We start from the raw sequence: 12,054 nt of genomic DNA, 5'->3' as shown, positions 1-12,054 counted from the left end.
CCCGCCCTAATGCAGAAATAATCGGATCGACATCAAACCGATGCCTAGCGCAATCGAGGTGAGTGCGATCCGGTGCAGCCGGTCGACCTTGGCTTGTCTTGCACGGACGCGCTGGAGGAAGTGGCGGTTTTTGCGGCGGCGCATGGGCATTCCGGATGTGTGGGTGGACGGCCATTTTGCCGCCGCCGTGCCGGGCGGAATTTGATTTTTCGCAATGCTCGTGCCTGATTGGCAAGACTGCTACAGGGCCGCAGCGATCGTCTCCGGTGTGCAGCTTCCGTAAATCGCGCAAGCCTGTCCGCTGCGGCTCGCCGCACTCCCGTATCGGTATCAATGCCGCCGTGCTCATCGCTTTTACTCCGGCCGCAAGCGAATCAACTGCCCCTTGCGCTCGTCGGTCAGCACATACAGCAGGCCGTCGGGTCCTTCGCGCACATCGCGTATGCGCTGCTTCAGATTCTGCAGAAGCTTTTCCTCCTTCACCACCTTGTCGCCTTGCCATTCGAGACGCGCGAGATACTGGAATTTCAGCGAGCCGACAAACAGGCTGCCTTGCCACGCCTTGCCGTATTTGTCGCTGTGCAGAAAGGCCATGCCGGAGGGCGCGATCGATGGCGTCCAGTAGTGCAGTGGTTGCTCCATGCCTTCCTTCGCGGTGATGCCCGCGCCGATCTTCCCCCCGCCATAGTTTTCGCCGTAGGTGATCACCGGCCAGCCATAGTTCTTGCCTGCCTGCGGGCGATTGATTTCATCGCCGCCTTGCGGACCGTGTTCATGCATCCAGAATTTGCCGTCCGGTCCGATCGTCGCGCCCTGTGAATTGCGATGGCCGTAACTCCAGATTTCCGGCAGCGCGCCGGGCGGCGAGGATTTCCGGTCGGCGAACGGATTGTCGGGGGGCACCGAGCCGTCCTTGCGGATGCGGACCACCTTGCCGAGATGGTTGTCGAGCTTTTGCGCATCCTCCTTGCGGCTGTAGCGTTCGCCCAGCGTCAGGAACAGGCTGCCGTCGCCGAAATCGACGATGCGGCAACCGAAATGCGCGTCGCTTTCGACCTTCGGCTTCTGGCTGAACAAGACTTTCATCTGCTCGATGCGCTTGCCGTCCTCCGAGAGCCGGGCAGAGGACAGCGCGGTGGAGTTCACGTGCGATGATTCACCGGGTTCGGCGTAACAGAAATAGATGGTGCGGTTGCGCGCGAAATCGCGATCGGTGATCACGTCCAGCAGGCCGCCTTGTCCGCCCACATCAATTTTGGGCAGACCCTGCAGCGGTAGCCCCAGACTGCCGTCGGGCTGCACCACGCGCATGCGGCCCGGCCGTTCGGTGACCAGCATGCGGCCGTTACCGATGAAGGCCAGCGCCCAGGGATGTTCGAGATCGCGCGTGAGCACTTCCGGATGAATGGTTGCGGATTGCGCCTGCGCGTTTGCCAGCAAGGTGAACGCGCACAGTGCGCCCAGCTCACCCACTCGTCTACGGTGGTCCATATATTCCCCCTGATGCAACAGTATCCGGAAACTCGGCGTCGGCCATCTCCAGTTTCGCTTCACTTCGCCTTTTTGTCCTGCGATTTTTTTCGATTTTTCCTGTCGATGTCCGGCGTCGCATCGTCCATGCCGGGATCGACATTCGCGGGCGGCTTGACGATGGATTTCGGGTCGGTTGTCGGCGGCACTTCGACCGAGCCCGGGTCCGACGGCGGCTTCAGCCCCGGGTCGGGCATGCGTCGCAAGCCGGGATCGTCCGGCGTCTTCAACGAAGGTTCGGACTGTCTTGGCAAATCGGATTTTGCCGCAGCCGCGGCTGCGCACAATGCAAGCAACAGCATTGCGCACCACCGCTTCATCGCGCTAGTCGAGCCGCGCCGCCGTTGCCGTCTCATTCTTCACCGTCCCGCGCGGCGCGCCCTGCTGCGTCATGTCGAACTGCGCCGTCAACATTTCGCTGCCGAGGGCGGCGCGTTCGTCGGCGTCGAGCAGCCGCCGCACCGCCGGGAACAAATGCTCTTCCTCTTCACGATGATGATGCTCGGTCTGCTCCTTCAATACCTTGAACTTGGCTTCGAACGCCTTGTCGCCGGGATCCAGTTCGAGCAGGTCCTTCAGCAGCCGCTTCAGCGAGAGATGCTCTTCCAGCGCTTCCAGCAAATCGTCCTCGGTCCGCGCACGATGCACGGCCGGATAGAACACCTCCTCTTCGGATTTGATGTGGACCGTCAGCAGATCGGCGGCTTTCGTGAACAGCGCCTTTCTCGCTTCCGCGGTTTCGGCGCCGCGCACGAGCGCGAGCAGACGCTCCATCTCGCGATGCTGGGTTTCGAGCAATGCCACTGCGTCCGTTTCTTTTTCTGTCATCGTGATGCACTCCAATTGTTTGCCAAACAAGTTAGAGACGGGCTTGCACAACAGGTTCAGGCAACAGCCTGCTTTCCTTCCACTTGCTGACATCACGCAAGATGCCGATGCTTAACGAAAAAATCTGCCTCCGCTTACAATGGCGGATCGTATTTTTGCGGAAAGAAATGATGAGCAATCGCAAGCCGCTCGACGCCATGGCCGTCGGCCTCATGCTGATGTTGTGCGTGATCTGGGGCTTGCAGCAAGTCGCGGTCAAGCTGGCGGCGCCGCACATGGGTGCGATCATGCAGATTGGCTTGCGCTCGCTGGTCGCGGCCTTGATGGTCAGCGGCCTGATCGGGTGGCGCGGCGAGAAGCTGGACTTGCGCGACGGCACACTCTTGCCCGGCATCGCAGCCGGCGTATTGTTCGCGCTGGAATTTCTGTTCGTTGCGCTCGGTCTGCAATACACCACTGCATCGCACATGTCGGTGTTCCTCTACACCGCGCCGATTTTTACGGTGCTCGGCTTGCACTGGAGCATAGCCGGCGAACGGCTCGGGCCGATGCAATGGGCCGGCGCGCTGGCCGCATTCGCCGGCATTGCCGTCGCGTTTTCCAATGGCTTCGCGGCGCAGTCGCGCGGCTGGGGCGATATGCTGATCGGCGATGCGCTCGGCGTGCTGGGCGGCATATTCTGGGCCGCGACCACCGTGCTGATCCGCCGCTCATCCCTGTCGGAAGCGCCGCCCGCCACCACGCTCCTGTATCAGCTCGGCACCTGCGGCGTGATCCTGCTGACCATCGCGGCACTGAATGGGCAGGCCGCGTCATCCGCCTTCACCGGCATTGTCTGGGGCAGCCTGTTCTTCCAGTCCGTCATCGTCGCTTTCCTCAGCTTCCTGATCTGGTTCTGGATGCTGCGGCGTTACCTTGCGTCGCGGCTGGCAGTGTTTTCCTTCCTGACGCCGATGTTCGGTGTCGGCTTCGGCGTGCTGTTGTTGCATGATCCGCTCGATCCGCGCTTCGTTGCCGGCGCGGTGCTGGTGATGGCCGGTGTTGTCATGGTGAACATGCGGAAATAATCCTCACGGCCGGCACTTTTTATTGTGGCGATTGCCCAAACATGGGTTCTGGCGCCGCACCTGCGCGTCATGCCAACCGGAATGTTGAGGAGTTTGTCATGCTGTTTCGCCTGGGTCGTCTCATCCGCGCAGTGGGGCGCGATATCGTGGTGCTGTGGTACGCCTGCCGCAATCCGGCCACGCCTGCCATCGTGAAGCTGGCCGCGGTCCTGATCGCGCTGTACGTCATCAGTCCGATCGATCTCATCCCCGACTGGCTGGTCGTGCTTGGGCTGGTGGACGACGTCACGCTGGTGGCGCTCGGCATCCCCGCGCTGCTGCGGCTCGTGCCGGATCACGCGCTGCAGGAAGCGCATCACGCCGCGGAGGGCTTGCTGTCCCGATCGAAGTCGTGATCAGCCGGCGCCGACCGGCGTGTATTGCCCGACGTTTTCCGCCAGCCAGCGTTGTGACAAGTCGCTGCCGTGCTGATTCGGATGGAAGTCTTCGCGGAAATATTCCCGCCACGCCTGGTATGACTGGCGCAGCAGGCCGCGCCGGCCGAACAGGAAAGATGCGCCGCTCTTCCACGTACGCCATTTCCAGAGTGTGCCGTCGCGGCGCAGGTTGTTGATCGTCTGCCGCAGCGCCTCGCTCAGGAAAATGAAGGTCACACGCCGCATCCAGGTGAGGCGCCACGCATGCGAGCCGCCCAGCGCCTGGTACAGGTCGAAGGCGGTACCCTTGTGCTCCGATTCCTCCGCGCTGTGCCACAACCACAAAGTCTTCAGCCGCGCGTCGCAGCCGTCGAGCAGGTCGTGGTTCTTCAGCATCCATTCGGCGAAGATCGCGGTGAAATGTTCATTCGCCGCCGTAATGCCCAGCCAGTGGCGCGGATCGACGCCTTCCAGCAGTTTCAGGCGCTTCTGCGCGCGCGGCCCCCATGCATTGACGAGACCCTGCTTTTCCAGCTGATTGTTGAACAGGCCGTGAATCCGGCGATGCGTCGCTTCCTGCCCGACGAAGCCCTGGACCTCGGCGCGGAACTGCTCTTGCCGGTCGGCCGGCAGCGCCTTGAATCCATTGCGCACCGCATCGATGAAGAATTGCTCGCCCACGGGGAAGCTCATCGACAGGGCATTGAAAAAGGCGCTGCGGAACGCGTCGCCGCCGCACCAGTGGCGCGCGAACGGTGTTTCCAGATCGATCAGCAGGCGGCGCACAACGAGATCGGCCATCACGATACTCCCATCAAGATAGATTGGTACGAATCAGTACCAAACATGGTGGTGCACGTTTGTGGTACTGTCAAGTACCAAATCACCCCTGACCCGAAATGACGCAAGCTTTGCAGGACAATGATATTGCATCCAGCCATCGCCAGCGATTGCTCGAAGGCATGGCGCATGCGGTCGCCGCCAAGGGCTACGCAGAAACGACCATTGCCGACATCGTGCGTGAAGCCGCGGTATCGCGCCGCACCTTCTACGAGCATTTCACTACCAAGGCCGATTGCCTGATCGCGCTCTATGAAGCCGCCAATCGCAGCGCACTGGCCGTGTTGCGCGAGGCCATCGATCCCGCGCACGACTGGCAGGAACAAGTGGAAAAGGCGATGGGCGCCTACTTCGCCTGCCTGGCACAGAACCCGACGCTGGTGCGCACCCTGTTCGTAGAGATCCTCGGTCTTGGTGCCGAAGGACTGGCGGTGCGCCGTCGCGCCAACGAGGAAATCGTCGCGTTCATGCTGCAGGTAATCAACGGCGGACGCAAGCGCAAGGCGCCACTGTCTGCCGAGATGGCGATGGCGGTGGTGGGCGGAATCAATGAACTGGTGCTGCAGGCGATCGAACGCAATCGGGTCGGCGATCTCAAGGCATTGGCGGCGCCGGCCATCGCCTTGCTGCAAGCGGTCACCCGCGACGTCGCCTGAACGGGTAATCGCTCATCCGCATCAGGCGGCGCTGCCCGGCGAGTAGTACCGGTATGCGCTGCCGCCACGGCTTTTTGCCTCATACATCGCGGCGTCCGCCTTTTCCATCAATTCATCGACGCTGGTCCCGTCGTCGGGGAAGATGCTGATCCCCACGCTAGTCCCGATCCTGATTTCCTTGCCGTCCACATCGAACGGCGCTGTCAGTTCGTGAATGACTTTAGCCGCCACCGTCTGGACGCTCTTGTCCGCGCTTTTGCCTGCGACGGTCATGGTGAACTCGTCCCCGGACATGCGGGCGAGGCTGTCGCTTTCGCGAATGCAGCCTTGAAGGCGCTGCGCCACGGATTGCAGCAAGTGGTCTCCGACCTGGTGGCCAAAGGTATCGTTCACCTGCTTGAAACCGTCCAGGTCAAGGAAGACCACGGCCAGCTTTTCTTCGTTGTGGCCGGCATGGTTGATGGATTGCGAAAGACGGTCGGTAAACAGCAGGCGATTGGGCAAATCGGTCAGCGCATCATGCGTGGCCTGATACATCAGCGCGTGAGAGCGCGCATGCAGCCGGGTCACATCGTGCAGAACCGTCACGACGCCGATGTCCTTGCCGCCGGTGTCATGCATTGTTCCACCGGTCACTCTCACGAAGAGTTCCGTGCGGTCCTCGCGAACAAGGATCAAGACGGCGTCCTCCGGCAGGTCGGCGGCGAGGCCGGGCGGTTTCATCAGTTTCCGGCGGCTGGACTCTTCCAGGAAGCTGATCCGGTCAGAAAGCAATTGGCCAATCAGCTCTTCGCTGCCTGTGCCGGTCATGTGCGCGGCCGCCGGATTCATTTGCAGGACGCGGCCGTCGTTGTCCATCACGAACACCGCATCGACAATCGACGTCAGCGTGATCATCGCCAACTGGCGTTCCGCAGCCAGCTCGGCGGTGCGCTCCTGCACGCGCTGCTCCAGCCTCTCGTTGGTGGTGCGCAATGCCTCTTCAGCCTGTCGCATCTGATCCCTGAGCGTGCGTTCTTCGTGGATGCGGTCGAGCACGGCAGGTAACAATTCGAGGTAGGTCTTGTCCGTATCCTTGACGAGGTAGTCCCGCGCGCCGAGCCGCATCGCGTCAACCGCGATTTCCAGATCGCGCGCGCCCGTCATGATGACTACCGAGGGCGCTTCATTCGGGTGATCGTGTCCGACTTCGCCGATCTGCCGCAGGACGGTAATGCCGTCGGCGTCGGGCAGCCGATAGTCGAGAAGAACCATGTCCGGATGCTCGTCTTTCACCGCCCGGATGCCTTCCGCCCCCAGCGCTGCCTCCAGGATCCGGACATTGAATGCGCGATGGCCCGAGAGCGTGCGCCGGCAGGCCATGCGATCCACTTCGTCATCGTCGATGATGAGAATGGTGCGCCTGGCCAGCGCATCGGGGATGGTGTCCGGGGCCGGCTGCGTCATGCTGTCTCGCTGAGCGTCCAGTACTTGTCCAGTGCATGCATCAGCTCGATGAACTTCGGGTAGCCCACCGGCTTGACCATGTAGCCGGCCACACTCAGGTCGAAGCAATTACGCTTGTCGTCGAGCTCGCACGAGGTGGTCAGGACCACCACCGGAATGCGGCGCAATACGGTATCCGCTTTCACCTTCCTGAGAAATTCCACTCCGCTCATCACCGGCATGTTCAGATCCAGCAGGATCAGCGTCGGCTTGTCCTTGCCGCTGTCGAGGATGCGCAGCGCCTCCTCGCCGTTTTGCGCAACGATCAGCGGGACATCGACCTTGAGCTGGCGCATTGCGCGTTCCACGGTCATCACGTCGACAGCATCATCGTCGACCAGCAGGATCGGTCTATCTGTCGGCATGGGGCACCTCCGCTTTCCTTCCGTCCGACGGCGGCAGCTTGGGCAGCGTGAACAGGAAACAGGCACCTTTGCCCATTTCCGATTCCACCCAGACCTTGCCTCCGTACAGTTCAACGATCTTTTTCACGATCGCCAGCCCGACCCCCGTGTTCTCCGACGCATCCTTGGGAACCAAAGTCTGGAATAGCTGGAAGATCCGCTCGAAGTTGCGGGGATCGATTCCCGGCCCGTTGTCGCATACGTGGAATCGCCACGCCTCTTCCACTTCGGTGCAGCCGATGCGGATTTCCCCACCCGACACATTCGCATGCTTGACGGCATTGCCGATCAGGTTCTGGAAGACCTGCTGCAAGCGGACCTGCTCGACCGCAAGCCTGGGCAATGGCGTCTCGATCTTGACGCGCATGGTGGCAGGGATATCGATCAAGGCGATGGCATCGGCAAGCGCTTCGCCGGCATCCGCCATCGCCGGTGTTTCGGGCGAGCGGCCGGCGCGGGAATAAGCCAGGATGCCGTCGATCAGCCGGTCCATGCGCTGGACGCGTCCGACCAGCAACTCCATCTGCCGGTTTCCTTCGTCGCCAAGCTTTCCCCCGTAGTCCTCCATCAGCCAGGCAGCAAGAGAGCCGATCGCTCTCAGCGGCGCCTTGAGATCATGGGATATGACATAGGAAAAACGCCTTAATTCCTCATTCGCTGCGGACAGGTTGGTGAGCAGCTTCTTCTGCTCCTGCTCGGCCTGCTTGCGCGCGGAAATGTCGCGCACCGTGCCGATGAAACGGCGTTCGCCCCCCGAGCGCGTTTCTCCCACGGCCAGTTCCATCGGGAACACGCGGCCATCCTTGCGCATTCCGGAGACGTCGCGGCCGATGCCAATGATCCGTTTTTCCCCGGTACGCAGATAATGTTCAAGGTAGCCGTCGTGCTCGCTGTGATAGGGCTCCGGCATCAAGAGTTTGATGTTGCGGCCGACGACCTCCGTCGGCGCATAGCCGAAGATCCGCTCTGCCGCGGGATTGATGCTTTGCACGATGCCGCGCGTGTCGATCACGATGATCCCGTCGACCGCCGCGCGCAGGACTTCCTGAAGGCTTTTCTCGCGATCGAGGAGATGCTGCTGGATCCCTTTTCTTTGCCGCACCTCCAGCCGTATCTGCCAGAACATGAGTGCAAGAAAGAACGTCATCGCCAGCGTCATGACGCCGTAGAGGGCGATCACCTGGCGCTCCTGCAGGCGCGCCATCTCCGATTCCCTGTTTTCCGCGTCCGCGAACCGGCGCTCGGCCTCTAGCGTCAGAGCCTCGATCGCGTCGACTTCGCGATTTCCGGCCTCGATGACGGAAACCATTTCGCTGGTCTCATCGGACTGCATGTCATGCAGCGCTGCAAGGTGGCGGAACAGGTCCAGACGCCGGACGATGCGTGCGCCGATAGCGTCGATGAGGTCTTGTCCCACGGGCAGATCACCGCGCGAGTTCGCATCGCTCAATTTGCGCTTGAGCTCTTGCCATGTCTGAAGCGCACGTCCATTGTCCGTGAGATAGCGTGGCTCTCCGGTAATCACGTAGGCACGGTTGCGCGATTCCGCTTTGCTCAGTTCCGCGCGTATGTTGGCAAGGGAAGTGCGTATCTCCTTCACGTAGACAGTCCTGAAAAGCGATTCTGCGTGTCGCGTTGTTGCCTGGAAGATCAATGCACCCAGAATGAGCAAGGACAGGACGACGGAAATAAAGCAGATCAGCAAGCGTCGTTCAATGGTGTCGGCCGCACTCAGCTCATCGTCCAGGGTGGTGTCGACTGACGCGAACGGTTGCAGGGCTTTATTGCGCGACTCCATCTGACTGGCCTGAAAGAGGGCATGCTCGTTTCAAAAAAGACAATAAAAATCGGAAAAAGTTCTGGGCATTCTGCCGCCGCGCAAGCCCGCACCCGCGCGACCAGTCAGAAAGGGTCGACGCCATGCCTGCCGACGATATCGCGGCACGGGGAGGTCATTGCTTTCGTCGGAAAAGCATCAGGATGTGCAAGAACATCGCCCGGGGAGGCAACGAATCACAAGGACTATCACGGCGGTCAAATGCCGCCCGTCTACTGCCTGTTCAGCCTGGCGTCATCCACCTCCAGGGCAATCACTTCGTACGTGCCTTCCTTGTAGCCGAGTTCCTGTGCGGCTTCGCTGGCTTCGCGCGCGCTCCGGTATTGTCCCGCCTGATCTTGCTCGTCGGTGAGGGAGACGTCGCCGGCAAACGGATACAGGTAACCGTCATGGGTTTTCACGATGTAGGCGTGCATGATTCTCCTCGTTGGCATCAGGTAGGAAGAACGATGGTCTTCCTATTGTGGCGCAATTCCGAGCGTTTTTCTCATGGCCTGCGTCAAGCCTTGCGATGTCTCGAAAAATGCTGCCCACGGATCATCTCTTCGCCCTGCAAGATGCGCGGCAAGCGATGTCACCGTCCACGCCGTCGCACTGCGAATGTCGGGCAACTCTTCCCACGCGATCGGCAGCGCCACCGGCAAGCCGGGGCGAGCCCGCGCCGAGTAGGGCGCGACCGTGCTGGCCTGACGCCTGTTACGGAGATAGTCGATATAGATTTTTCCAACGCGATTCTTTTCGCCCATCGTCGCGCTGAACTGCTTCGGCAGCGTACGCGCCAGATGCTGCGCGATGGCCTTCGACAACGCGGCCACCTCGTCCCAGCCGTGCCGGGGCGCAAGCGGAACGGTCAGGTGCAGGCCCTTGCCGCCGCTCGTCTTCAGGAAACTGCGCAAGCCCAGCTCATCCAGCACCACCCTGGTCAGGCGCGCGCCTTCCACCACTTTCTGCCAGGGCAGCGCGGGATCGGGATCGAGGTCGAACACCATGCAATCGGGACGATCGATGTGATCGGCGTCGGCGTTGCAGATATGCAGTTCCACCGTGCCCATCTGCGCCGCGCCGGCCAGTGCTTCGGCATCGTCGATCGCCATCAGCGGACCGTGGCCCGGATCGAGCGAGGCATCGAGTGCGCGGACGCCGGGAATGCGAAGCCGGCCGGCATGTTTCTGGAAGAATTGCTCGCCGTCGATGCCTTCCGGACAGCGCAGCAGATAGACCGGGCGATTGCGCAGGAAGGGCAGCATGTGCGGCGCGACCGCTTCGTAATAGTGCACCAGGTCGAGCTTGGTCAATCCGCTCGTGGTGTCGATCACGCGTTCGGGATGGGTGACCTTGATGCGATTGGCTGCCGCCTCTTGTGTTTTCTTTCCGTCCTTCTTGTCCTTGCCCGATGTGCTGACCGCATGTTCCCGCCGGATCTCGCGCGCCGCCTTGTCGGCCCGCAGCCCATGAAACACCGCTTGCCGCAGCAACCCCTCCTGCGTCCATTCTGAGAAGGAAATTTCCGCGACCAGCTGCGGCTTGATCCAGTGCGTCTCCGCGCGCCGCACGCCGCCCGGCATGTGTGCGAAAGGACTTTGCTGCTGCTCCAGCGCCTGCATCTGTTGATGCATCGAATGCAGCAAGGCGCGGTTGAAACCGGTGCCGACGCGCCCGGCATAGCGCAGCTCGCCATCCTCGTACACACCGAGCAGCAAGGCGCCGAAAAACTTGCGGCTTCCTTGCGGCTCGGTATATCCGCCGATCACGAATTCCTGGCGCTGCCGGCATTTCAGCTTGATCCAGTCGGCGCTGCGCTTGCCGGTATAGGGCGAATCGGCGCGCTTGCCGATCAGTCCTTCCATCGCCAGCCGGCAGGCGCCGTCCAGCAATTTCTGCGGCGGCTCCTGCAGCGGGCCGCTGTAGCGCAGGCGTTGCGTGTCCGCCCTCTCCAGCACGTGTTCCAGCAGGGTCCTGCGTTCCCTCAGGGGCGCCTTGCGCAGATCGACGCCGTTCAGATAGGGCAGGTCGAACAGGTAAAAGAGGATGGGCGCATCGCGTTGTTCATTGAAGGCATTTTGCAGCAACTGGAAAGACGGAATGCCTTGCTTGTCGAGCACCACGATCTCGCCGTCGAGCCAGGCGCTTTGCAATCCGAGTGCTTCCACGGCGGCCGCCTGCAAGGGCAGCTTCGCGGTCCAGTCCTGGCCGTCGCGCGTCAGCAGACGGGCCTTGCCCTTGTCGACGCGCGCCAGTATCCGGTAGCCGTCGAACTTGACTTCGTATTCCCACTCGCCGTCTTTCGGGATGTCGTCCACCAGCGTGGCCAGTTGCGGGCTGATCATTTCCGGCAGCGCGGCTTTCCTGGCTCCCTTGAGCTTGAGGTCGGCCTGCTTGTCCTCCTTCGCGCTTGCCTTGCGGGCTTTGGATGCGCGCAATGCCGCGTCGTCGGTTTTCCGTGTTCGCGCCAGCACGCTGTCCGGCATTTCCGCCGTGATGTCGTATTCCTTCGCGGAACGCGCGGCCTCGTCCTTTTCCTTGATCAGCAGCCATTGTTCCTTGCCGCCGCCCGGCAAATGCGTGCGCACCAACGTCCACCCGCCGTGCAGTTTCTCGCCCTCCAGTCGGAACTTGAGTTTGCCGGCTTCATAGGCCGCCAGTGCATCGCCCTGCGGTTCCCAGTAACCGATGTCCCACACATCCACATGGCCCGCGCCGTACTGGTGCTCCGGGATGTCGCCCTCGAAATCGATATAGTCGAGCGGATGGTCTTCCACATGCACCGCCAGGCGCTTGTCCGAGGGATCGAGGCTGGGACCCTTGGGAACCGCCCAGCTCTTCAAGGTGCCGTCGAGTTCGAGGCGAAAGTCATAGTGCAGCTTGCGCGCATGATGTTTCTGCACCACGAAGCGCAGGCGCTCGGCGGGCGCGGCGAGTTCGCCTTCCGGCTCCGGCGTGACGCGGAAGTTGCGCTTGGCATGGTAGGTGGCAAGCTTGTCGGGCATGGGC

The 12,054-nt window shown here is 61.7% G+C and carries 13 protein-coding genes; 3 read left to right on the top strand and 10 right to left on the bottom strand.

The features are described from left to right. Nucleotides 1-6: 6 nt before the first annotated feature. From E6W33_RS27060 to E6W33_RS14105, 4 genes are all read right to left on the bottom strand, one after another. A complete protein-coding gene (locus tag E6W33_RS27060) occupies nt 7-144 on the bottom strand; it encodes a hypothetical protein (RefSeq protein WP_168798645.1) in 138 nt (45 codons plus the stop codon). A gap of 210 nt (nt 145-354) precedes the next feature. Next, entirely contained in the window at nt 355-1,491 is a 1,137-nt protein-coding gene (locus tag E6W33_RS14115; RefSeq protein ID WP_136417946.1) for a PQQ-dependent sugar dehydrogenase, read from the bottom strand. A gap of 59 nt (nt 1,492-1,550) precedes the next feature. Continuing rightward, nucleotides 1,551-1,832: a hypothetical protein gene (locus E6W33_RS14110; protein ID WP_136417945.1), complete on the bottom strand. Its 282-nt coding sequence runs from the start codon at nt 1,830-1,832 to the stop codon at nt 1,551-1,553. 22 nt (nt 1,833-1,854) lie between these two features. Beyond that, complete coding sequence (locus E6W33_RS14105; protein WP_136417944.1) at nt 1,855-2,358, bottom strand: hemerythrin domain-containing protein; 504 nt, start codon at nt 2,356-2,358, stop codon at nt 1,855-1,857. A 167-nt stretch (nt 2,359-2,525) separates the two neighbouring features. Here E6W33_RS14105 and E6W33_RS14100 point away from each other — a divergent pair, with 167 nt between their 5' ends. Both E6W33_RS14100 and E6W33_RS14095 read left to right on the top strand, forming a co-directional pair. Then, nucleotides 2,526-3,425, top strand: a complete 900-nt coding sequence (locus E6W33_RS14100) for a DMT family transporter (protein WP_136417943.1) — start codon at nt 2,526-2,528, stop codon at nt 3,423-3,425. Nucleotides 3,426-3,466: 41 nt separating this feature from the next. Continuing rightward, nucleotides 3,467-3,820, top strand: a complete 354-nt coding sequence (locus E6W33_RS14095; protein WP_136417942.1) for a DUF1232 domain-containing protein — start codon at nt 3,467-3,469, stop codon at nt 3,818-3,820. Here the strand turns inward: E6W33_RS14095 and E6W33_RS14090 are convergent, their stop codons facing one another. Continuing rightward, nucleotides 3,821-4,642: a metal-dependent hydrolase gene (locus E6W33_RS14090; protein WP_136417941.1), complete on the bottom strand. Its 822-nt coding sequence runs from the start codon at nt 4,640-4,642 to the stop codon at nt 3,821-3,823. 98 nt (nt 4,643-4,740) lie between these two features. On the opposite strand from E6W33_RS14090, the gene E6W33_RS14085 reads away from it, so the two are divergent. Further along, a complete protein-coding gene (locus E6W33_RS14085; RefSeq protein ID WP_211097336.1) occupies nt 4,741-5,337 on the top strand; it encodes a TetR/AcrR family transcriptional regulator in 597 nt (198 codons plus the stop codon). Nucleotides 5,338-5,358: 21 nt separating this feature from the next. On the opposite strand, the gene E6W33_RS14080 is transcribed toward E6W33_RS14085, so the two are convergent. From E6W33_RS14080 to ligD, 5 genes are all read right to left on the bottom strand, one after another. Then, a complete protein-coding gene (locus E6W33_RS14080) occupies nt 5,359-6,783 on the bottom strand; it encodes a diguanylate cyclase (RefSeq protein ID WP_136417940.1) in 1,425 nt (474 codons plus the stop codon). Continuing rightward, nucleotides 6,780-7,187: a response regulator gene (locus E6W33_RS14075; RefSeq protein ID WP_136417939.1), complete on the bottom strand. Its 408-nt coding sequence runs from the start codon at nt 7,185-7,187 to the stop codon at nt 6,780-6,782. Before E6W33_RS14075 ends, E6W33_RS14080 begins: the two co-directional genes overlap by 4 nt. Then, the gene (locus E6W33_RS14070; protein ID WP_136417938.1) at nt 7,174-9,024 is read right to left on the bottom strand and encodes a PAS domain S-box protein; all 1,851 of its coding nucleotides are present in this window, start codon (nt 9,022-9,024) and stop codon (nt 7,174-7,176) included. The genes E6W33_RS14075 and E6W33_RS14070 overlap by 14 nt, the downstream gene beginning before the upstream one ends. A gap of 251 nt (nt 9,025-9,275) precedes the next feature. Next, nucleotides 9,276-9,479: a hypothetical protein gene (locus E6W33_RS14065; protein ID WP_136417937.1), complete on the bottom strand. Its 204-nt coding sequence runs from the start codon at nt 9,477-9,479 to the stop codon at nt 9,276-9,278. A gap of 42 nt (nt 9,480-9,521) precedes the next feature. Further along, nucleotides 9,522-12,050 carry a DNA ligase D gene (ligD, locus tag E6W33_RS14060; protein WP_136417936.1) on the bottom strand — a complete coding sequence of 843 codons (2,529 nt, stop codon included), beginning with the start codon at nt 12,048-12,050 and terminating at the stop codon, nt 9,522-9,524. Between the last annotated feature and the right edge of the window lie 4 nt (nt 12,051-12,054).

The organism is Herbaspirillum sp. ST 5-3, from assembly GCF_004804275.1.
Taxonomy (GTDB): Bacteria; Pseudomonadota; Gammaproteobacteria; order Burkholderiales; family Burkholderiaceae_D; genus Noviherbaspirillum.
This window is presented reverse-complemented; position numbering and strand designations above follow the sequence as displayed.

Excerpts from the sequence above, each read along its gene's own strand:
- E6W33_RS27060 (WP_168798645.1), bottom strand. The coding sequence starts at position 144 with ATGCGCCGCCGCAAAAACCGCCACTTCCTCCAGCGCGTCCGTGCAAGA.
- E6W33_RS14095 (WP_136417942.1), top strand. The coding sequence starts at position 3,467 with ATGGGTTCTGGCGCCGCACCTGCGCGTCATGCCAACCGGAATGTTGAG.
- E6W33_RS14105 (WP_136417944.1), bottom strand. The coding sequence starts at position 2,358 with ATGACAGAAAAAGAAACGGACGCAGTGGCATTGCTCGAAACCCAGCAT.
- E6W33_RS14085 (WP_211097336.1), top strand. The coding sequence starts at position 4,741 with ATGACGCAAGCTTTGCAGGACAATGATATTGCATCCAGCCATCGCCAG.
- E6W33_RS14065 (WP_136417937.1), bottom strand. The coding sequence starts at position 9,479 with ATGCACGCCTACATCGTGAAAACCCATGACGGTTACCTGTATCCGTTT.
- E6W33_RS14100 (WP_136417943.1), top strand. The coding sequence starts at position 2,526 with ATGATGAGCAATCGCAAGCCGCTCGACGCCATGGCCGTCGGCCTCATG.
- ligD (WP_136417936.1), bottom strand. The coding sequence starts at position 12,050 with ATGCCCGACAAGCTTGCCACCTACCATGCCAAGCGCAACTTCCGCGTC.
- E6W33_RS14110 (WP_136417945.1), bottom strand. The coding sequence starts at position 1,832 with ATGCTGTTGCTTGCATTGTGCGCAGCCGCGGCTGCGGCAAAATCCGAT.
- E6W33_RS14075 (WP_136417939.1), bottom strand. The coding sequence starts at position 7,187 with ATGCCGACAGATAGACCGATCCTGCTGGTCGACGATGATGCTGTCGAC.
- E6W33_RS14070 (WP_136417938.1), bottom strand. The coding sequence starts at position 9,024 with ATGGAGTCGCGCAATAAAGCCCTGCAACCGTTCGCGTCAGTCGACACC.
- E6W33_RS14115 (WP_136417946.1), bottom strand. The coding sequence starts at position 1,491 with ATGGACCACCGTAGACGAGTGGGTGAGCTGGGCGCACTGTGCGCGTTC.
- E6W33_RS14090 (WP_136417941.1), bottom strand. The coding sequence starts at position 4,642 with ATGGCCGATCTCGTTGTGCGCCGCCTGCTGATCGATCTGGAAACACCG.
- E6W33_RS14080 (WP_136417940.1), bottom strand. The coding sequence starts at position 6,783 with ATGACGCAGCCGGCCCCGGACACCATCCCCGATGCGCTGGCCAGGCGC.